The organism is Flavobacterium sp. 140616W15, assembly GCF_003668995.1.
GTDB lineage: Bacteria > Bacteroidota > Bacteroidia > Flavobacteriales > Flavobacteriaceae > Flavobacterium.
The window spans coordinates 367,709-389,643 of the sequence record NZ_CP033068.1 but is presented as its reverse complement, the minus strand read 5'-3'; the positions used below and the strand labels follow the sequence as shown (position 1 = coordinate 389,643).

Annotated in this window: 21 protein-coding genes; 12 read left to right on the top strand and 9 right to left on the bottom strand. The window is 32.5% G+C overall.

Annotated features, from left to right (window positions below; all coding sequences use genetic code 11):
- Window positions 1-11 precede the first annotated feature (11 nt).
- A complete protein-coding gene (locus EAG11_RS01745; RefSeq protein WP_129537606.1) occupies window positions 12-617 on the bottom strand; it encodes a trimeric intracellular cation channel family protein in 606 nt (201 codons plus the stop codon).
- A 179-nt stretch (window positions 618-796) separates the two neighbouring features.
- Here EAG11_RS01745 and EAG11_RS01740 point away from each other — a divergent pair, with 179 nt between their 5' ends.
- The 7 genes from EAG11_RS01740 to EAG11_RS01710 all read left to right on the top strand — a co-directional run bounded on the left by EAG11_RS01740 (window position 797) and on the right by EAG11_RS01710 (window position 8,753).
- Window positions 797-1,594, top strand: coding sequence for an RNA methyltransferase (locus EAG11_RS01740; RefSeq protein WP_129537605.1), 798 nt, complete (start codon window positions 797-799; stop codon window positions 1,592-1,594).
- Between the two features lie 52 nt (window positions 1,595-1,646).
- The gene (locus EAG11_RS01735; RefSeq protein WP_129537604.1) at window positions 1,647-3,191 is read left to right on the top strand and encodes a serine hydrolase; all 1,545 of its coding nucleotides are present in this window, start codon (window positions 1,647-1,649) and stop codon (window positions 3,189-3,191) included.
- A 278-nt stretch (window positions 3,192-3,469) separates the two neighbouring features.
- Window positions 3,470-5,695 (top strand): bifunctional (p)ppGpp synthetase/guanosine-3',5'-bis(diphosphate) 3'-pyrophosphohydrolase, encoded by a 2,226-nt coding sequence (locus tag EAG11_RS01730; protein WP_129537603.1) that lies wholly within the window; start codon window positions 3,470-3,472, stop codon window positions 5,693-5,695.
- A gap of 91 nt (window positions 5,696-5,786) precedes the next feature.
- Window positions 5,787-6,242 carry a Fur family transcriptional regulator gene (locus tag EAG11_RS01725; protein ID WP_035618963.1) on the top strand — a complete coding sequence of 152 codons (456 nt, stop codon included), beginning with the start codon at window positions 5,787-5,789 and terminating at the stop codon, window positions 6,240-6,242.
- Between the two features lie 104 nt (window positions 6,243-6,346).
- Window positions 6,347-7,618, top strand: a complete 1,272-nt coding sequence (locus tag EAG11_RS01720) for an adenylosuccinate synthase (RefSeq protein ID WP_129537602.1) — start codon at window positions 6,347-6,349, stop codon at window positions 7,616-7,618.
- 57 nt (window positions 7,619-7,675) lie between these two features.
- Window positions 7,676-8,257: a GDP-mannose pyrophosphatase NudK gene (gene nudK / locus EAG11_RS01715; protein WP_129537601.1), complete on the top strand. Its 582-nt coding sequence runs from the start codon at window positions 7,676-7,678 to the stop codon at window positions 8,255-8,257.
- An 88-nt stretch (window positions 8,258-8,345) separates the two neighbouring features.
- On the top strand, window positions 8,346-8,753 hold the full coding sequence (locus EAG11_RS01710; RefSeq protein WP_129537600.1) for a hypothetical protein: 408 nt from the start codon (window positions 8,346-8,348) through the stop codon (window positions 8,751-8,753).
- Window positions 8,754-8,797: 44 nt separating this feature from the next.
- Here EAG11_RS01710 and guaB read toward each other — a convergent pair whose 3' ends face one another.
- The 4 genes from guaB to EAG11_RS01690 form a co-directional block, all read right to left on the bottom strand.
- On the bottom strand, window positions 8,798-10,270 hold the full coding sequence (gene guaB / locus EAG11_RS01705; protein ID WP_129537599.1) for an IMP dehydrogenase: 1,473 nt from the start codon (window positions 10,268-10,270) through the stop codon (window positions 8,798-8,800).
- 232 nt (window positions 10,271-10,502) lie between these two features.
- Window positions 10,503-11,903, bottom strand: a complete 1,401-nt coding sequence (locus EAG11_RS01700; RefSeq protein ID WP_129537598.1) for a DUF5723 family protein — start codon at window positions 11,901-11,903, stop codon at window positions 10,503-10,505.
- A complete protein-coding gene (locus EAG11_RS01695) occupies window positions 11,900-12,451 on the bottom strand; it encodes a hypothetical protein (RefSeq protein WP_129537597.1) in 552 nt (183 codons plus the stop codon). The genes EAG11_RS01700 and EAG11_RS01695 overlap by 4 nt, the downstream gene beginning before the upstream one ends.
- Before the next feature lie 85 nt (window positions 12,452-12,536).
- The gene (locus EAG11_RS01690; protein WP_129537596.1) at window positions 12,537-13,403 is read right to left on the bottom strand and encodes a hydroxymethylglutaryl-CoA lyase; all 867 of its coding nucleotides are present in this window, start codon (window positions 13,401-13,403) and stop codon (window positions 12,537-12,539) included.
- A 255-nt stretch (window positions 13,404-13,658) separates the two neighbouring features.
- On the opposite strand from EAG11_RS01690, the gene EAG11_RS01685 reads away from it, so the two are divergent.
- On the top strand, window positions 13,659-14,270 hold the full coding sequence (locus tag EAG11_RS01685; RefSeq protein ID WP_129537595.1) for a hypothetical protein: 612 nt from the start codon (window positions 13,659-13,661) through the stop codon (window positions 14,268-14,270).
- Window positions 14,267-14,980: a DUF3307 domain-containing protein gene (locus EAG11_RS01680; RefSeq protein WP_129537594.1), complete on the top strand. Its 714-nt coding sequence runs from the start codon at window positions 14,267-14,269 to the stop codon at window positions 14,978-14,980. Before EAG11_RS01685 ends, EAG11_RS01680 begins: the two co-directional genes overlap by 4 nt.
- On the opposite strand, the gene EAG11_RS01675 is transcribed toward EAG11_RS01680, so the two are convergent.
- On the bottom strand, window positions 14,966-15,985 hold the full coding sequence (locus EAG11_RS01675; protein WP_129537593.1) for a quinone-dependent dihydroorotate dehydrogenase: 1,020 nt from the start codon (window positions 15,983-15,985) through the stop codon (window positions 14,966-14,968). The two genes, EAG11_RS01680 and EAG11_RS01675, sit on opposite strands and share 15 nt — an antisense overlap.
- A 156-nt stretch (window positions 15,986-16,141) precedes the next feature.
- On the opposite strand from EAG11_RS01675, the gene EAG11_RS01670 reads away from it, so the two are divergent.
- Together EAG11_RS01670 and pepT are read left to right on the top strand one after the other, a co-directional pair.
- The gene (locus tag EAG11_RS01670; protein WP_129537592.1) at window positions 16,142-17,281 is read left to right on the top strand and encodes a formylglycine-generating enzyme family protein; all 1,140 of its coding nucleotides are present in this window, start codon (window positions 16,142-16,144) and stop codon (window positions 17,279-17,281) included.
- 125 nt (window positions 17,282-17,406) lie between these two features.
- The gene (pepT, locus tag EAG11_RS01665) at window positions 17,407-18,684 is read left to right on the top strand and encodes a peptidase T (protein ID WP_129537591.1); all 1,278 of its coding nucleotides are present in this window, start codon (window positions 17,407-17,409) and stop codon (window positions 18,682-18,684) included.
- A gap of 140 nt (window positions 18,685-18,824) precedes the next feature.
- Here the strand turns inward: pepT and EAG11_RS01660 are convergent, their stop codons facing one another.
- Window positions 18,825-19,781 carry an aldo/keto reductase gene (locus tag EAG11_RS01660; protein WP_129537590.1) on the bottom strand — a complete coding sequence of 319 codons (957 nt, stop codon included), beginning with the start codon at window positions 19,779-19,781 and terminating at the stop codon, window positions 18,825-18,827.
- Window positions 19,782-19,958: 177 nt separating this feature from the next.
- Window positions 19,959-20,537: an HdeD family acid-resistance protein gene (locus tag EAG11_RS01655; protein ID WP_129537589.1), complete on the bottom strand. Its 579-nt coding sequence runs from the start codon at window positions 20,535-20,537 to the stop codon at window positions 19,959-19,961.
- A 293-nt stretch (window positions 20,538-20,830) separates the two neighbouring features.
- Between EAG11_RS01655 and EAG11_RS01650 the strand changes: the two genes are divergently transcribed.
- A complete protein-coding gene (locus EAG11_RS01650) occupies window positions 20,831-21,343 on the top strand; it encodes a C40 family peptidase (protein ID WP_129537588.1) in 513 nt (170 codons plus the stop codon).
- A gap of 81 nt (window positions 21,344-21,424) precedes the next feature.
- Here the strand turns inward: EAG11_RS01650 and EAG11_RS01645 are convergent, their stop codons facing one another.
- On the bottom strand, window positions 21,425-21,832 hold the full coding sequence (locus EAG11_RS01645; protein WP_129537587.1) for a DUF1573 domain-containing protein: 408 nt from the start codon (window positions 21,830-21,832) through the stop codon (window positions 21,425-21,427).
- Between the last annotated feature and the right edge of the window lie 103 nt (window positions 21,833-21,935).

Here is a 21,935-nt window from a genome sequence, read left to right as displayed (position 1 = left end):
TTAGAATTCATTTATCGTTTATGCTCTAATGCTGGTAGATACCATTTATATTTTACTGCCATTAATCGAACTAAAATTATAACAATACAAGTTACGAGATACAAAATATCATCATTTAAATTCCATTCTTTTAATACAAAAAAGACAATCCCTCCTAGAATACAAATCGTAGCATAAATTTCTCTTCTAAAAATTACAGGAATTTCATTACACAAAATATCTCGAGTAACACCTCCAAAACAGGCAGTCATGGTGCCTAATGCAATACAAATTATAGGATGCAAACCAGTAAGTATTCCCCTTTCAAGTCCTATTAACGTAAAAACACCAAGACCAATAGTATCAAATAAAAACAAAGAAGTTCTTAGTTTATCGAATTTTTTTCTGAAGATAACAGATAAAATAAATCCTAAAATAATAACATAAACATATTTCAGATCAAGCATCCATCCTACTGGTGTTCTGCCAATTAAAACATCACGCACCGTTCCTCCACCTACTGCAGTAACAAAGGCAATTATAAAAACCCCAAATGGATCCAATCGTTTATTCATTGCGGTCAACGCACCCGACATTGCAAATGCCATCGTCCCAATGATATCTAATAAGCTAAACATTTATATGTTTTTAAAATGAAAATAAAATATATAATTCTGACAAAAATAAAGAAATACTCTTTATAAACAGATGCTAACTACAATTAATAAATTTAGTCGTTTCCTAAAAAATAGTAATAAATTTAAAATTTAAAAAATCTTATTACCTTAGCCACTTACAAACTCAGCACCTTATTCCCTTGAAACAAATTACTTCAATACAAAATCCATTCATAAAATCATTAGTGTTATTGCAAGAAAAAGCAAAAGCACGGAAGCAAACTGGAACGTTTTTAATTGAAGGGAAACGTGAAATTTCATTAGCCATAAAAGGGGGATACGAAATAGAAACGATTTTATTTTTACCCGAATTAATTTCTGAAAATGAAATCAATAAATTAACTAGCAAACAAGTTAATTTAATCGAAATAAATAAAGAAGTCTTTCAAAAACTAGCGTATCGCGATACCACCGAAGGTGTTTTGGCTATAGCCAAAACCAAATCATTACAATTATCGGATTTAAAACTATCTGATAATCCATTGATTCTTGTTGCCGAAGCTCCAGAGAAACCAGGAAATATTGGTGCATTATTGCGTACTGCCGATGCTGCCAATTTAACTGCAGTAATTATTGCCAATCCTAAAAGTGATTTATACAATCCAAATATTGTTCGCTCAAGTGTAGGTTGCTTATTTACCAACCAAATTGCAACAGGAACAACTAACGAAATTATTGCTTTTTTAAAAGAAAATAAAATTGATTTTTACTGCGCCACACTTCAAAACTCAACTTCCTATCATACACAGAACTTTACTACTCCAACTGCCTTAGTTGTAGGTACAGAAGCCACAGGACTAACACAAGAATGGAGAGATGCCGCAACTCAAAATATTATCATACCAATGGAAGGCGAAATTGACAGCATGAATGTATCAGTTGCAGCTGCCATATTAATTTTTGAAGCAAAAAGACAACGAGGTTTTAATAAATTATAAATCAATAGGGCATTAAATTGCTATGCTTTTAAATAACAAATATCATCTACATATGAATTATAAATTATCGCTTTTATCACTATTTTTTAGTTTTTCGGTTGCTGCACAAATCACCAATAAAGAAGTCGATGCATTAGTAGAAAATACTTTAAAAACATTTAATGTTCCCGGAATTGCTGTTGCCATTATTAAAGATGGAAAAATCGTTCAGGCACAAGGTTATGGTGTAAAATCTATCTTGACAAAAGAAAAAGTAGACGCTAATACATTATTCGGAATTGCTTCAAACAGTAAAGCTTTTACAAGTGCAGCCTTGGCTATCTTAGTTGATGAAGGCAAAATCAAATGGGATGATAAGGTGACAAAATACCTTCCAAATTTTAAAATGTACAATGAATATGTAACACAGGAATTTACGATTCGTGATTTACTAACTCACCGCAGCGGGTTAGGTCTTGGAGCGGGAGACTTAATGATATGGCCTGACGGAAGTGATTTTACAGTACAGGATATTACCCAAAACTTACAATATTTAAAACCTGTTTCGGGTTTTAGAACCAAATACGATTACGATAATTTATTATATATAGTTGCTGGTGAAATCGTTCATGTTGTTAGCGGAAAAAGCTGGGGCGATTTCATAGAAGAACGCATCATGAAACCACTAGAAATGAATCATAGTGCAGCATCTTTTTTACGCTTAAAAGACTCAACCAATATCATTGCACCACATGTACCTATAGATGGGAAACTAAAAGTAATCACCAGATATAAAAATCAACTATTTGATGCTGCTGCTGGTATTTATTCTAGCGTAAACGACTTGAGTAAATGGGCAATCATGCAAATGAACAATGGTAAATATGGTCCCGAAAACAAGCAATTATTCTCAGAAAAGGAACATGACGAAATGTGGCAATTGCAAACTATAATTCCAGTAAAACCTAGAGCACCATACAATACTCATTTTAGCGGATACGGTTTAGGCTGGTTTTTGAGCGATGTGAAAGGAAACAAACAAGTTACTCATACAGGTGGTCTAGAAGGAATCGTTACTCAGGTTACTTTAATTCCTGAACTACAATTAGGAATTATAGTCTTAACAAACCAGCAATCTGGCGCAGCATTTACTGCTATTACCAATACCATAAAAGATAGTTATTTAGGAATTAAATCTGAAGATTACGTTGCATTATACAGCAATCGTATGAAAGCCAATGTAGAAACAGCAGATAAAGTAACTGATGAAGTCTGGGCTGTTGTAGCAAAAAACAAGAAAGACAAAGTAAAAACTGATTTCACCAAAATCACTGGAACTTACAAAGACAATTGGTTTGGAGATGTAACGATAACTGAAAAAAAAGGGAAAATATATTTTGCATCAAAACGTTCTCCTCAATTGGTAGGTGAAGTATTCTTTTACAAAGATGGAAATTTTGTGGTAAAATGGGATAATGCTTATTTCCATGCCGATGCCCATTTATTTTTTAAATATGACTCTAATGGAAAAGCTACTAACTTAAAGATGCAAGCAATTTCTGAACTAACCGATTTTAGTTACGATTTCCAAGATTTGGATTTCAGTAAAGTTCAGTAAATTTAATCCATTCAAAAAGAGCATATACTTAGAGATTTTAATAGCTCTTTATTTTAATTCATTAGTAAGACAAGCCTATTTGAATCTTTAAAATTTAAGCAACAAAACATAACAAACTAAAAATCACAACACTATTTCAGGATAGTGTTTTTTTTTATGCTTAGAAAGCTTTTATTTTTCTAAACATTTTATTCTATTTTCAATATTTAAAACACTTTCATTCCCTTGTGTATATTGAAACTTATTCTTATTTTTAGGGAATTGAACTAGGTGTACATATGACAGAGATAGATATCGAAAAAGAGAATAAAGCAATTGCGCAGGAATACAAAGAATTACTTCGAATTAGTTACCAGACTTTAAGTCCTACAGACAAAAAATTAATTCGGAAAGCTTTTGATGTTGCTGTTGATGCTCATAAAGAACAAAGACGAAAATCAGGTGAAGCTTACATCTTCCACCCTATTGCTGTCGCAAAAATCGTTGCTTCTGAAATAGGATTGGGAGCTACCTCAATTGCTGCTGCCTTATTGCATGATGTTGTCGAAGATACTCCTCTGACAGTTCAGGATATTGAGCGTTTATTTAATCCAAAAGTAGCACAACTTGTAGAAGGATTAACTAAAATTTCGATGGTCCAGAGAGATCTAAATGCATCAATGCAAGCGGAAAATTTCCGTAAAATGATCCTTACCTTAAATGATGATGTTCGTGTAATTTTGATAAAATTAGCCGACCGTTTGCATAATATGCAAACGATGGACTCAATGGCCGAATACAAACAAACCAAAATTGCATCAGAAACTTTATACATTTATGCACCACTAGCTCACCGCTTAGGGCTGTATAACATAAAGACTAAACTAGAAGATTTAGGATTAAAATATACGGAACCAGAAGTTTATAATGATATCGTAAGTAAAATTCGAGAAACTAAAGAAGAACAAGATGCTTACATCAAAGATATTTCGGATGTGCTAAAGAAATCTTTGGACGAAGAAGGAATTGAGTACATAATAAAAGGGCGTCCGAAATCTATTTATTCAATCCGAAGAAAAATGCGTGCACAAAACGTAAGCTTTGATGAAGTTTACGATAAGTTTGCCATTCGAATTGTATATAAATCCAATCCACATGACGAAAAGTTTCTGGCTTGGAAAATATACTCTATCGTAACCGACCATTACCGACCAAGCCCAAGCCGTTTGCGTGATTGGATTTCATCACCAAAATCTACTGGTTACGAGGCTTTACACATAACTGTTATGGGACCAAAAGGTCGCTGGATCGAGGTACAAGTGCGAAGTGAGCGTATGGATGAAATCGCCGAGAAGGGATATGCGGCACATTACAAATATAAAAACGGAGCCACCGAAGAAAGTGGTCTTGATGTTTGGCTAAACCTGCTTCGTGAAGCTTTAGAAAACTCAGAAACAAATGCAGTAGATTTTGTTGAAGATTTTAAAATGAATTTATATTCAAAAGAAATCTTTGTATTTACTCCGAAAGGGGAAATAAAATCGCTTCCAAAAGGAGCAACTTCATTAGATTTTGCTTTTAGCATTCACTCCGAAATAGGAATAAAAACTCGTGGGACACGTGTAAACGGACGATTAGTACCTCTTAACTACGAATTAAAAAGTGGAGATCAGGTTGAAGTAATCACTTCTCAAAACCAAAAACCAACCATAAACTGGTTGGATTATGTAACCACATCCCGAGCGAAAACCAAAATTAAAAACGTTTTAAACGAAAATACCAAAAAGATTGCCGAGGAAGGAAAAGAACTACTTACGCGTAAACTAAAACACTTAAAAATAACTATTAACGAACAAGTTATAAACGAGTTAGTTAATTTCTTTAAACTTAAAACGAGTTTAGACTTATTTTATAGAGTTGGAATTGGCGCAATCGAAAATCAGCAATTAAAAGACTATGCTGCTCAAAAAAGCAATACGTTTATTAATTTCTTCAAAAACAAAATAAAACGCAACAGCAGTACTACCACTGCCGATACAGATATTCACAAACCTGTAATTAGTAGTAATTATGACATGTTGGTTTTTGGAACAGAACATGATAAACTTGATTACAAATTATCACCATGTTGTAACCCAATTCCTGGTGATGATGTTTTCGGATTTGTAACGATAAATGAAGGGATAAAAGTTCACAAAAAAGATTGTCCTAATGCTATTGGCATGCAATCAAACTACGCCTATAGAATTATGACCGCCAAATGGATTGACTCTTCACAAGAGGAATTCAAAGCAGTTATAAATATTACAGGAATGGACGTTTTGGGACTAACCAATCAACTAACCAAAGTAATTTCTAATAACATGAACGTAAATATCCAAAGCATCTCATTGAGTACTGATGCAGGGATTTTTCATGGCCAGATTGCCGTAATTGTACGAAACAACTCAATACTTAAGAAAATGATTAACAATATCAAAAAAATTGATGGAGTTGAGAAAGTAACCAGAGAATACAGAACGTAAGTCCCTGAAATTTTACGATTAAACATTTGAATGTGAAACTTTAAACAGGAAACTTTTATTCATTTAAAATAATAAATTATCTTTGCAGGATATGACACTCATTTCAACTGACAACAACAAAAATCAAGAAATTGTAAAAAATGTTTTTACATTATATCTTGAACAAAAAGGCCATCGTAAAACTCCTGAGCGTTATGCTATACTTCAGGAAATATATGATAGTGAAGAACATTTTGATATTGAAAACTTGTATATCAAAATGAAAAATAAAAATTATCGCGTAAGTAGAGCTACTTTATACAACACGATAGAATTATTATTAGATTGTGCTTTAGTTCGTAAACATCAATTTGGACAAAATCAAGCTTACTATGAGAAATCATATTTTGATAAACAACACGATCATATCATTATGACTGATTCTGGTGAAGTAATCGAATTTTGCGATCCTAGAATCCAGACCATAAAAAAAACAATCGAAGAAATATTTGATATCGAAATCACGAATCATTCATTGTATTTTTACGGAAACAAAAAACAAAAATAGACAATCAACAAAAAGATTGCTCTCAAAAATATTCAAATAAAATAGACAACTAATTAATCTGAGCAGGTGGCAAAACCGCCTCGACAATTAAAATTAAAAAAAGAATGACCGTAGATTTATTACTAGGATTACAATGGGGAGATGAAGGTAAAGGAAAAATTGTAGACGTTCTTACCTCGAATTATGACATAATTGCTCGTTTTCAAGGTGGACCAAATGCAGGACACACTTTAGAATTCGACGGAATAAAACATGTTTTAAGAACAATTCCATCAGGAATTTTTCATGAAAAGTCTATTAACATTATTGGTAATGGAGTTGTAATTGACCCAGTAGTTTTTCAAAAAGAAATTGAAGGTTTAGAAAAATTCAATCTAGACATCAAAAGCAAATTAATTATATCTAGAAAAGCACATTTAATCTTACCAACGCACCGTCTACTTGATGCTGCTTCAGAAGCCTCAAAAGGAAAAGCCAAAATTGGCTCTACATTGAAAGGTATTGGCCCAACTTACATGGACAAAACAGGTAGAAATGGTTTACGTGTTGGTGATATCGAATTAGAAGACTTCAAAGAGCGCTATAGAGCACTAGCAGACAAACACGAAGCTATGATTGCTTTTTATGATGTTGCTATTCAATACAACTTAGCAGAACTTGAAAAAGAGTTTTTTGAAGCTATCGAAGAATTAAAAAAATTAGATTTTATTGATAGTGAAGAATATATGCACCAAGCTCAAAAAGCAGGTAAATCTATTTTATGTGAAGGTGCTCAAGGATCTTTATTAGACGTAGATTTTGGAACATATCCTTTTGTAACATCATCTAACACTACAGCTGCTGGAGCGTGTACTGGTCTAGGAATTGCACCAAACAAAATTAAAGAAGTTTACGGAATTTTTAAAGCATATGTAACTCGTGTAGGAAGCGGTCCTTTCCCTACTGAACTTTTTGACGAAGTTGGAGCTACAATGGCAAAAATCGGAAACGAATTTGGTTCAGTAACAGGAAGACAAAGACGTTGCGGATGGCTAGACCTAGTAGCATTAAAATATGCTGTTCAAGTAAACGGTGTTACACAATTAATGATGATGAAAGGTGATGTCCTTTCTGGATTTGAAACTTTAAAAGTGTGTACTGAATATAATTACAAAGGAAAAAACATTTCTCACTTCCCATATAATATCGAACCTGAAAATGTAACTCCAGTTTATAAAGAATTCAAAGGATGGCAAGCAGATTTAACTGGAATGACAACTTATGAAGAATTACCAGCTGAATTAAAAGAATATATCGAGTTTATCGAGAAAGAAGTTGAAGTACCTATCAAAATTGTTTCTGTAGGTCCAGACAGAAAACAAACGATACTTAAATAAAAAAAACTAAACGCTCTGGATTTCAGAGCGTTTTTTTTTGCTAAAAAAAATTGACACATGAGCAATCCTAAAATAAAAATAACAGAAACTAAGCTTCTATCTGATAACTGGTACATATTAAACAAAGTAACTTTTGACTACCAAAAGAATAATGGAGTACCAGAAACTCACACCCGAGAAGTATACGATCGAGGAAATGGAGCTGCAATTTTACTTTATAATTCAAAAAAGAAAACAGTAGTTCTTACTAGACAGTTTCGCATGCCTACTTATCTTAACGGAAATGATTCTGGAATGATGATTGAAGTTTGTGCTGGGCTATTAGATAAAGACAACCCCAAAGAATGTATCATCAGAGAAACTGAAGAGGAAACAGGATATCGCTTAAAAAATGTAGACAAAGTAATTGAAACCTATATGTCACCTGGATCTGTAACCGAAATTTTATATTTATTTACAGGAGAATATGACCAAAGCATGAAAGTTAGTGAAGGCGGAGGACTTGATAGCGAAAATGAAAACATCGAAGTACTCGAAATGACTTTTGATGAAGCATACAATATGATTACAACAGGCGAAATAAAAGACGCTAAAACCATTTTATTATTACAACATGCCAAAATAAAAGGATTGATTTAAAACACACTAAAAACTCCTAAAACTTAATTTTGAGACATTGCACTTACATTAAAACCAAAGACTTATGTTTCTAAGAAAGACTTTTATTATGGCTATAAATAAAAAAGGGAAACGTAAAATTATAGTAGATTTTAAAACTTATTTTTGGTGGGTATTTTATGAATATGATCAAACTACATTTGATGGAAATCAAATAACAATAATAGCAGAAAATCAATCTTTTAGTATTCATTATGGTTTAGAACAAAATTCAGAAAAAAGAATAGCAGTACTAAGACTAAATGGTGGGGTTTTCGTAGAATGTCCAAAATTTGAAAATGATTCTGGGATAATTACTCCTTCTGGAATTAATGAATTAATAAAATGGATCCTTACAAAACCAAGCAATAATACAATTAAAAAAGTGTTTTATTCCTATCCCAAAAAAGTTTTAAATGAATCAGAATCAAATATCTTATACAACACTATACTCGAAGAAATAGCAAAAAAGGCATAAGAATAAAAATCTTACGCCTTTTGTTTTATATGAAAACTTCTAAATTATCTTGAATAATTTGGAGCTTCTTTTGTAATAGTTACGTTATGAGGGTGACTCTCTGTAATTCCGCTAGAAGTAATTCTAACAAAACGTCCTGACTCTTGTAAAGTAGGAATATCTTTTGAACCACAATATCCCATTCCTGCACGAAGTCCACCAATGAATTGAAGCATACTTTCGTTTAACTCCCCTTTGTAAGGAACACGACCTACAATTCCTTCTGGAACTAGTTTTTTAACATCATCCTCAACATCTTGGAAATAACGGTCTTTTGAACCACCTTGCATCGCCTCTACCGAACCCATTCCGCGGTAAGATTTGAATTTTCTTCCTTCAAAAATAATAGTTTCACCTGGAGATTCTTTTGTTCCTGCTAATAATGATCCTAACATTACACAATCTGCTCCAGCTGCAATTGCTTTAGGAATATCTCCTGTATAACGTATTCCTCCATCAGCAATTACTGGTACGCCAGTTCCTTTTATTGCTGCAGCTACTTCTAACACTGCTGAAAATTGAGGAAAACCAACTCCTGCAACAATACGAGTTGTACAGATTGAACCTGGTCCAATACCAACTTTTACTCCATCGGCACCATTGTCTACTAAATACTTAGCAGCTTCTGGAGTTGCTATATTACCTACGATAACATCGATTCCTGGAAATTTGCTTTTTACTTCTTTCAATACATTTACAACACCTTCTGTATGTCCGTGTGCTGTATCAATAATAATAGCATCTACACCAGCAGCAACTAATGCAGCAGCTCTATCAACAGCATCGCCAGTTACTCCAATTGCAGCCGCAACGCGCAAACGCCCGTAAACATCTTTATTTGCAATTGGTTTTTGTGTAAGTTTTGTGATATCTCTAAAAGTGATTAATCCAACTAATTCATAGTTTGCATTAACAACTGGTAATTTTTCTATTTTGTGCCCTTGTAAAACTACTTCGGCTTGTTCTAATGAAGTTCCTTCGGCTACAGTTACCAAATTTTCTTTTGTCATAACCTCTACAATTGGTCTTGCTCCATTTTTTTCGAAACGTAAGTCACGATTGGTAACAATTCCTTTTAAGATTCTGTTTTCGTCAACAATTGGGATTCCACCAATTCCGAATTCTTTCATCGCCATTTTAGCATCAGCTATTGTAGAACTTAATGGTAAAGTTACTGGATCGATTATCATTCCTGACTCTGCACGTTTTACTTTACGTACTTTTCCAGCTTGTTGCTCGATAGTCATGTTTTTATGTAAAACACCAATTCCACCTTCTTGCGCCATAGCAATTGCCATTGCACTTTCGGTAACAGTATCCATAGCTGCAGATACGATTGGAACGTTTAGTGTAATATTTCGAGAAAATTTTGATTTGATACTCACTTCGCGAGGAAGCACATTAGAGTAGTTAGGTACTAATAATACATCGTCGTAAGTTAAACCTTCGCCGATAATCTTGGAGTTGTGTGCTTTCATGGTGCAATTTCTAGTTGAATTGCGTGCAAATATAGTAAATAAATTGAAAACATACACGTTATACTATTTATAAATTTTTGTTTTTATAAATTCTAACAATAAATCTCCATTAAAAATGACCTTAAAATCACTAGTCACCTAGCCCAGATAGCAACGAAAATCCTTTATTGTTTTTCTTTAAAACAATAAAGATTACAGTGAATAGCTGGATTAGCTTCTAATAAAAAACAACTTAATTGTATTCAGAATTTTCTTTGAAAATAAAATTTAAACCAAATTGAAATGTGGCACTATTCGCTTTTGTGATATCTTTATATTCCAGAATATTATCGATCATGGCATACACATTAAACTTACCCAAGGTGGTTGAAAATCCAAATCCGATATTTTTTGAAGAATAAGAATCAATTGTATAAGTTGCTTTAACTTGTAGATTTTGAAAAAGTGTCCGTCTATAAAATGCTGTCAAAGCTACCAGTGGACTTCTAGGCGTAGACATTGCAAACAACTGAACACCAACTCCGTTAAGATATTCTATTTCATTATATGGCTTACAATTACATTCTTCATTTGATCTAGATTTTCCAAAAGAATACTGAATTGACGAATTAAATTTGACTGGACGCCAAGTGGTGTATTTATTATAAAGTGTATCTCGCGGGATTGCGGCTTCAAATTCATCGAATACATTTTCTGGCTTATCGGGATTGGTAAAATTAGGATTCACTCCCTCATATTGGTAATACCCTTTATAAGTGAAATTCTCTACTTCTTTGCTATGGCGAATAAATCCAACATCGATAATACTTGCAGTAAACTGAATATTTTTTTTTGGATAATAAGTTATTCCAGCATCGAAACCAATTCCATAATTTCCTCCTAAAAAAGTTTTATGTGCAATATCTGAGGCGATACTTCCATCATAATCATCTTCGAGATATTCAGCAATTCCAGATGATTTTAACTCTAAATTAGAAGATATTATCTGGTTATACATTGTTGTATTTGACATTCCCGTATAAATATATCCTGAGTTTTTGGTTGAAGTTGCATTTAATCCACTTGAATATAACTTAGCCCTTCCTCCCAAAATGAGCTTATTATTTATTTTTTTATGATATCCTACATGAAAAACAGAAAGCACTTCGGCCTTGACACTTAACTGACTTAAATCAAATCTTTTTCCTATATAATTTTGATTCCCATCTAATGCCAATAGCGCTAAATCTTTGGGTACATACATGAAAAAATCGGCTTCTTGGTAAATTCCAAACGAAATATACCCTTTGTCTTCAAGACCTCCAAGCTTAAACCCTCCTGAGAACAATTCTATTTGTTCGTTGACTGAAACGATATCATTTTTAGATGCTTTATTTACTGCATTTCTCAATTTAGTATTAAAATCGACTCTGTTATTCGCAAATAAATCATATGCTGAGAAACTACTCGAACCAACATTTGCAGAGATACCTGATAATAGTGGTACTCCAAAATAATATTTATAAGAAATATCGGTACCTGGATTTACAAGTAAGGATTGCGGAATAGTAGCAAAGTTATACAAAACCTGCTTGTTCTGCGCTAATCCAGAAATACTTACCACTAATAATAAAATCAGATAAATTTTTCTCATTTTATTTCGAAGTAAAGGGTTGCTCCTGAACGTAACTTTAAATTCCCTGAACTATTTGCTGTTAATGGTGCTCCAGCCAACATGGTGATTCTTATTTCTAGCTTGACTGATTTTTTTAATAAATCGAGCGTTTCATTTTCGAAGACATCTGTATGTTTTACATTATTGGGTATGTTTGCGTATGCAGGAACATTTATTTCTGTATCATGCATAACCTGATTGTTTTCGTCCAAAAAAACAAAACTAACAATGTAAGCTCGAGATATTGTATTTTCAATATCAAAATTAAACTCGGCTTTCTTTAAATTATCTCTAAAAAAATTGTCTCTAAATATATCAAAATCCTTTGCGTCAAAAAAAACATCTTGCTCTGTTCCGTTATCAATAAATTCATTTGCTTTAACATCAAAATAAGTTAGATTGGCAACAACGGCAGGCTTTAAAGTAAGATCTTTAGTTTGATCAAAATCTAAATCACTCGCGCACGAACAAAACAATATCGCAACGGTTATTAGCTTAAGAAACATATTATGAGGATACGGTTTCATTGCAAAATTAGTTTTAGTTTAATATAACGCAAACAACGGATTTTAATTCTTACTTATTACTTTCTTGTAAAAAATTAATGATTGTTTAATGATAGGCACCAAATAGTTTTGAAGCTTCATTATAGGCACTTTCAAAACTCATTGCTCTTATATTTGTATTTTGTTTTTGTGCCGTAAAATAGGATACCATTTTTTCTGTTGGCATATTACCTGTTAGCTTATCTGTTGCCATTGGACACCCTCCAAAACCTTGAATTGCCCCATCAAAACGGTGGCAACCAGCATGAAAAGCAGCATCAATTTTTTCAAACCAAGTACTTGGTGTGGTATGTAAATGGGCGCCAAACTCAATTTGAGGATATTGTGCAATTAGACTGGAAAACAAATAGGTAATAATATCCGGCGTTGAACTACCTACAGTATCAGAAAGCGAGAGTGTTTTTACTCCCATTTTAGAAAGCTTCTCTGTCCACTCTCCTACTATCTCCACGTTCCAAGGATCTCCATATGGATTTCCAAATCCCATCGAAAGATACGTTATAACTTCTTTATTCTTTTTATCCGCTATTTCTAATATTTCCTGAAGTGTTATTATCGATTCAGCTATTGTTTTATGCGTATTCCGCATTTGAAAGTTCTCTGAAATCGAAAATGGAAACCCTAAATAATGAATTTCTTTATGCTCTGAGGCCATTTCTGCTCCTTGCGTATTTGCAATGATCGCCAGTAACTTACTAGTTGTCTGCGACAAATCTAGTTGCGCCAAAACGGCAGCAGTATCCTGCATTTGAGGTATTGCTTTTGGAGAAACAAAACTCCCAAAGTCAATGGTATCAAAGCCCACTCGCAATAAAGACTGGATATAAGAAACCTTATTCTTAGTAGGAATAAATGTTTTGATGCCTTGCATAGCATCTCGTGGACATTCGATAATCTTAATTTCTTTACTCAAAGCTACTCTGTTTCTGAATGCTAAGTTACTGTCTTTTTTATTTAAATAAAAAATATCCGCTTTGTTTATTTTATTACACAAAAATGTAATAAAATAAAATATTACACAAAAACGTAATAACAAATAATATTACTTATATTTGTAATATTTACACTCTAACAATGTTAATTTCAACCTCATATAACTAAAGAACAAACATATAGAATAAAGAAGGTTTCAAACAAAATGATATTTAATTTTTAATTATATTTGGATATGACAAGCATAATCACAGGAGATATTATTGGCTCTAAACAGCTAAAACCCAAAGATTGGATTAATGGTTTAAAAAAACTATTTAGTCAGTTTGGCAAAAATCCAAGTGAGTGGGAAATTTATCGTGGTGATGAATTTCAGATAGAGATCAAGAATCCCGAAGATGCCTTATTATCAACTTTATTAATAAAAGCATATTTGAGAACTCTAAAGCTTGATGCCAGAATGAGCATTGGTTTTGGAGATAAAACACACAAAGAAAAGAAGATATCCGAAAGTAACGGAACTGCTTTTATATATTCTGGGGAACTTTTTGAAGGATTAAAAAAACAAAAAACAACTTTGGCATTAAAATCTGGAAATACTGATTTTGATACAAAACTCAACTTGATGTTACGCTTAAGTTTGACTTTTATGGATAACTGGCTAGTCCCTGCTGCTGAATTTATAGTAATCGCCATACAAAATCCGGCATTATCACAGGAAGAAATTGGTTTAAAATTAGGCATTAACCAAGCTGCTGTAAGTAGAAGACAAAAACGAGCACAGTTTGATTTAATAATGGATTTAGACTCTTATTTTAGGTCGCAAATAAAAGAATTAACTTTATGATACTATTTGTAAAATTATTTTTGGCACATCTGCTTGGAGACTTTATTTTTCAACCTAATTCATGGGTTATTGATAAAGAAATTAAGAAACAAAAAAGCTTTTATTTATACATACACGCAGCTTTGCACAGTATTATAACTTGGATTTTGGTTGGTGAATTATCCTTTGGATGGTACGCTCTTTTATTGGCAGTTACACATGGGGGGATAGACTTTTTGAAACTTCATTTTCAGAAAGCATCCACCAAAAGAGCTTGGTTTATTGGTGACCAAATAGCTCATTTTATAGTTTTAATTGCAATTGCACTTTTATACAATCAGCAAAAAATAGATTTTCTCGGATTTAATAACCAATTCTGGGTTATTCTAACTGGAATTCTGTTTTTAACTAAACCAACTTCCATTTGCATTAGAAACCTAATCTCTATTTGGACTCCCGAAAACAATAACAGAACTGACAATTCTCTTGCCAATGCAGGAAATTACATTGGCATATTAGAACGTCTATTTGTTTTCTGTTTTATAATCACTGGACATTTTGAAGCTATTGGTTTTCTATTAGCTGCAAAATCTATCTTTAGATTTGGTGATTTAAAAGAAGCTAAAGACCGCAAACTAACAGAATACGTTCTTATAGGAACTCTTTTAAGTTTCGGAATTGCATTACTTACTGGCCTAATTGTGCAAGTAATGATGTTACAATCCTTTTAAAACGGCTTTATTGATCGCTTTTATCAAAGCTGGTCCTTCATAAATAAAACCTGTATATAACTGAACCAGACTTGCTCCTGCATTTAATTTTTCGATAGCATCTTGAGCAGTATGAATTCCACCTACTCCAATAATAGGAAATGCTTTATTGCTTTTTTCTGAGAGGAAACGAATTACTTCTGTAGATCTTTGAGTTAACGGTTTCCCTGATAAACCACCCATTTCTTCTTTATTTGCTGACTGTAATCCTTCTCTAGAAATTGTCGTATTGGTTGCAATTACACCTGCAATTTGTGTTGTTTTAATAATATCAATAATATCTAACAATTGCTCATCGGTTAAATCTGGTGCGATTTTTAACAAAATTGGCTTTGGTTTTGCATGCGTTACATTTCTATCTTGTAATGTTTGCAATAATTGTGTCAAAGGCTCTTTATCTTGTAAAGCTCTCAAGTTTGGTGTATTTGGAGAACTTACATTCACTACAAAATAATCAACATGATTAAATAAAGCATCAAAACATATAATATAATCATCGACTGCATTTTCATTTGGAGTCACTTTATTTTTACCAATGTTTCCTCCAATTAAAACACCTTTATTTTGTTTTAATCGCTCTACTGCTTCGATAACACCACCATTATTAAATCCCATTCGATTAATAATTGCTTGATCTTCTTTTAAACGAAATAATCTCTTTTTAGGATTACCTTCTTGCCCAACTGGGGTTACAGTACCTATTTCTATAAATCCGAAACCAAAATCAGAAAGCTCTTTATATAATTTAGCATCTTTATCAAATCCTGCAGCCAGTCCAACTGGATTACTAAATTTTATTCCAAAAACTTCTCGTTCTAAACGAGGGTCATTTTCTTTGTAGATCGCTTTTATAATCGATGAAACTCCTGGTATTTTTGAAATAAACCTAACAAATGAAAAAGTAAAATAATGAACTTCCTCTGGATCAAACATAAAAAGTATCGGACGAATAAGCAATTTATACATAAGTGTGTTGTTGTTTTTGTGGCTGCAAATTTAATTATAATATACTAAAACGCATCTAATTTATGTAAAAAAACAGCTTACTATTTTATGTTGCATAAAGTTTTTTATTGTACTTTTATTTCTTAAAAATAAAACCATACTAAATCTATAGAATTAATGAAAAAAGTAAGTAAGTTTTGGTCATTCGGAATAATAGCCTCTGGTATTCTATTTATTAGCTTTGGCTATACAAAATTCACAAAACCTGCTGAAGAAAATCTGACGTTAGAATGCAATCAAATTCAAACAACTTCATCTCAACCTAAATTTAAACCAACAATTACAAACAAAAAGACAGCTCCTTATAAAGCCCCAAAAGGCATGGTTTGGATTCCTGGAGGGGAATTCTCAATGGGAAGTAATGTTGCTGACGAAAGCCTATGCAGTATAAAAGGAGTAACCAAAGATGCTGCTCCAATACATCGCGTGTATGTAGATGGCTATTGGATGGACGAAACTGAAGTTACCAATGAGCAATTTGAGCAGTTTGTAAATGCAACGGGATATATTACTGTTGCTGAACAAAAACCAACTAAAGAAGAATTTCCTACGGTTGCTGAAGAAGATTTAATTACAGGTTCTGTAGTGTTTACGCCTACTTCTACGTCTGTTAGTTTAGACAACTTCTTACAATGGTGGGCTTATATTGGTGGAACTAATTGGAGACATCCTGAAGGACCTGAAAGTACAATAAAAGGCAAAGAAAAATATCCTGTTGTACAAGTTACTTACGAAGATGCGCTTGCATATGCTAAATGGGCAGGAAAAAGACTTCCTAGTGAAGCAGAATGGGAATTTGCAGCTAGAGGTGGCAAAACTGGAGAATTATATGCATGGGGAAACACTTTAAAACCAAAAGGGAAATTTCAGGCCAATATATATCAAGGTCATTTTCCTGTTAAGGATGGTGATACTGGAGAAGATGGATTTATAGGAATTGCGCCAACAGCACAATTCGCACCAAATGCCTACGGACTATACGATATGGCCGGAAATGTTTGGGAATGGGTAAATGATTGGTATGGCGTAGACTATTACAAATCATTAGCTGAAAGTGGAAAAGTAACTAAAAATCCGCAAGGACCTGAAATGAGTAATGATCCGTCTGAACCTGGTCTTTATAAAAAAGTACATCGCGGTGGTTCCTTTTTATGTACTGATCGATATTGCACTCGATATATGGTAGGCACCAGAGGAAAAGGAGAAATACGCTCTCCTGCAAACCATCTAGGTTTTAGATGTGTAAAGAGCATTTAAAAATAAAATCAGTCCAAAAAAGATTCCATCATAAAAGAAAATCGTTTTTTATTTCCATCAGGATGTTTTTAATCTAAAATAAGACAGCTAAAAAAATTGTCTATATTTGCTAAAAAAATAAAGAAATGCAACATATTATAGATCGATTTATTAGTTATGTAACAATTGATACAGAGTCTGATCCAAATTCACAATCTACTCCTAGTACTGCTAAACAATGGGACCTTGCTAATAAACTAGCAGAAGAATTAAAAACTATTGGTATGCATGATGTCACTATCGATGACAAAGCGTATATCATGGCTACTCTACCAAGTAATGTAGAGCACGCTGTACCTACTATTGGTTTTATTTCTCATTTTGATACTTCTCCAGATTTTACAGGAGCCAATGTAAAACCTCAAATTATTCCTAATTATGACGGTAAAGACATTGTACTGAATGCAGAGCAAAACATTATTTTATCTCCAAGTTACTTCAAGGATTTATTACAATATAAAGGTCAAACCTTAATTACAACCGACGGAACTACGCTATTAGGCGCTGACGATAAAGCTGGAATTACAGAAATTGTATCTGCAATGGAATTCCTAATTAAAAATCCAGATATTAAACACGGTAAAATTAGAGTTGGTTTTACTCCTGATGAGGAAATTGGTCGTGGTGCACATCATTTTGATGTAGAAAAATTTGGTGCAGAATGGGCTTACACCATGGACGGAAGTCAGATTGGTGAGCTTGAGTACGAAAACTTTAATGCTGCTGGTGCTAAAATTACTTTTAAAGGCAAAAGTGTACATCCTGGTTATGCCAAAGGAAAGATGATTAATTCATTGCTTATTGCTAATGAGTTTATTAACGAATTACCTAAAGGAGAAACTCCTCAAGAAACCAAAGGTTATGAAGGTTTTTTTCACGTACATCACATAACTGGAACTATCGAAGAAACTGTTCTTGAGCTTATCATTAGAGACCATAGCGCAAAAAGATTCGAAAGACGTAAAAAATTAATTGAAAGAATCACTAAAAAAATCAATCATAAGTTTGCTAAAAAATTCGGGGAACCAATCGTAATTACCGAAATAAATGACCAATACTACAATATGAAAGAAAAGGTTTTACCTGTAAAACATATTGTTGATATTGCAGAGAAAGCAATGAAAGAATTAAACATAAAACCATTAATTAAACCTATTAGAGGTGGAACTGATGGCTCACAATTATCATACAAAGGATTACCTTGCCCTAATATTTTTGCTGGGGGTCATAACTTTCATGGAAAATACGAGTATGTTCCTGTAGAAAGTATGCAAAAAGCAACTGATGTTATTGTGAAAATTGCTGAAATGACTGCAATTCCAGGTATTTTTGATGCACCTGTAAAACCTACAAAAAAGAAATAATTTTATTTGGCTTAAGCCTAAAGCAATAAAAAATCCCAATCTGAATATTTAGATTGGGATTTTTGTTTTTTTTTTTTTAAATTTCTTTTTAAAACTACATTTTTTTTAGAAATGAGGAATAATACATTTCTACATTAGTCCTACCCCAAAATGGCTTCAATCGCTTTTAATTCCTCTGGGGAGAAATTAAGATTTTGCAAACTATCTATATTATTATTTAACTGTCCTACTGAACTTGCACCAATTAAAACTGATGTTATTCGATTGTCTTTTAGTAACCATGCCAATGCCATTTGTGCTAAAGATTGATTTCTTTTTTTAGCAATCTCATTTAAGGCAATTATTTTTTGCACTTTTTGTTCTGACACTTCTTCTAGTTGCAAATGGCCGTTTGGATTTGAAGCTCTGGAATTCTCTGGAATCCCTTTCAGGTATTTATCTGTTAAAAGTCCTTGTGCAAGGGGTGAAAATGCAATACAACCCACACCTTTTTCTTCAAGAACATCTAGCAATCCAGCTTCGGCTTCACGAACAAACATAGAATACTTAACCTGATGTATCAAACATGGTGTTCCTAATTGCTTCAAAATTGCAGTTGCTTCTCTAGTTTGCTCAGCATTATAATTGGATATTCCTGCATATAAAGCTTTTCCACTTCGTACTGCATAATCCAAAGCCATCATTGTTTCTTCCAAAGGTGTTTCGGGGTCAAAACGATGAGAGTAAAAAATATCTACATAGTCTAGTTTCATACGTTTTAAACTTTGATCTAAGCTCGATAGCAAATATTTACGAGAACCCCAATCACCATAAGGTCCATCCCACATCGTATAACCTGCTTTGGTAGAAACTACAATTTGATCTCGTAAGTTTCCTTGAAAATTATGCCATAGAATTTTCCCAAAATTTTCTTCAGCCGATCCAGGAACTGGTCCATAATTATTGGCTAAATCAAAGTGTGTTATTCCTTTATCAAAAGCTTCTTTAATGATACTTTCACCATTCTCAAAATTATCTACTGAACCGAAATTATGCCATAATCCCAAAGAAATCTGCGGTAATAACAAACCACTTTTTCCGCATCTATTATATTTCATTTTATTATTTTAAAGATTGAAAAGAAAAGAACTTAACGGCACTCAACACATTAATTCTACTTCTGTAAAAATAAGAAATCGAAAGTATTATACAATTAATTTATACTAATTGAAATACTTTCGATTTATTGTTTTATTGTTTTGAGTATCCCAAAACAATCTTTATAAAATCATCTTTTAATGTAGCTTCTCAGAAATATTATGTATTTTTTTCAATTTGAAAGAGAAATAAATATAAAAAACTCCAATTGCAATAAATGCAAAAGCTGTCCAATATACCAATGAAAGCCCTGCAAAAATAGGATTCCACAATAATATAAATGAAAATATAATTCCTAGAATCCCTAAAACCAAAAGATTCGCCCAATCAGGCACCGCATAGCTCTTTAAATCAAAAGCAATAACTATAGCCATAATAGAACGAAATAAGATCACAAATCCTACATATAACGGAAGGATTGTAATCGAAATTAATGGATTAGAAATTAGCAATATCCCTACTACTAAACCTAAGATCCCTGATGCTAAGGTCCAACCCCAATTATCTATTTTTTTTCTGTTTGAAAGTGCAAAAATGACTTCAAAAATTCCACTTCCCAGAAATGAAATACTAAAAAGAAATGCAAGAGTTAAATATGCAGCTAAAGGTGTTATAAAAGACCAAATTCCGATTCCAACGAAAAGTATGCCCACTAACAATGGGATATACCAGTAATCAATAGCTTTTTTTACTTTTTTAAATAAAGAATTTTCCATAAATATGTATTAAAATCATGCTTACTCTATAAAGTTTTCAGCTTACCTTTAATCATTATCCTTCTTAATAAAAAAGCTATTTCTTAGCATATTTTATTTTGAGGTCTCTCAAAGATAACAAATTAAAGAAACTTATTTGTAAAAATTACCCCATAAATACCCACATAATTCTTCATTTAAAGATTGTATTAATCCTATCAAAAAACACTTTCCATTTCTTTGATATTATATTCCTTTGATATTAAAGAACATCCACATATCTTTATAAATTAAACCATTTCTTTACTTAAAAAATGAAATTCACCATTTATATATTTACAGTTGTAGTTGTAATTCTATTTTCATCATTTACCATAAAAAAGGATGAAAAAATCACAAATAATCAAGTTCAAGGAATACAATCTATAATAGACAGAGACTCTATTATTACTTATTCTAAAAGATATCTGGGAACACCCTATCTATATGCTGGAAATACTCCTAAAAAAGGATTTGATTGTTCTGGCTTTGTCAATTATGTTTTTAAATATTTTGATATTAGCTTACCTCGAAGTTCTGGTGCTTATAAAAATATAGGCAAGGCAAAATCACCTGAAGAATTTAAAGTGGGAGATATTTTAGTTTTTTATGGTTATAAAAATCGAAAGAGCATAGGTCATGTTGGAATAATTTGTGAAGCCAACGGTATGAAATCAAAATTTATTCATGCCTCATCTGGAAAAATAAAGAGCGTAACAATTAGCGCATTAGACTCTAATCACTACAGCAATCGTTTTTATAAATGTATAAATGTGTTGCCTAAATAAACGATTCATTTCTGTTTTAAACATAAAAAAACTCCAAACAATTTAACTTATTTGGAGCCTAGACATTATAACTAACTACTTTTATAAAACTATTCCTTTTAAAGTAAGCACTTTTGGTGTTGCTTCTGCACTTGTTACTACAGTAACAGTTTTAGAAAAAGCGCCTTTGTTAGCAGCATTATATGTTGCTGTAATCTTTGCCGATTTTCCAGGTAAAATCGGTTCTTTTGTGTAATTTGTTGCAGTACACCCACAAGATCCCTGAACACTTGTAATAACTACAGCTGTTTTTCCTGTGTTTTTAAATTCAAAATCAATTTCTTTTGGTACATTCAGTGGTATTTGCCCAACATCGATAGTTTCTGCTTTCCATGTAATTGATCCTGCAAATGCAGTAGCTTTTGCTACTATTGTTTCTACTGGAGCAATTGCTGAGAAAGACATTAAACCTAAAGTCAATACTAATAATAATGGTCTGATAATTTTCATAAGCTTAAATTTTTAAATGATTATTTGGTTTGTCATTTTGAACATTACAAATGTAAATCAGATAAAAACGAAACGCTGTTAAGCGATTTCAAATGTTTGTTAA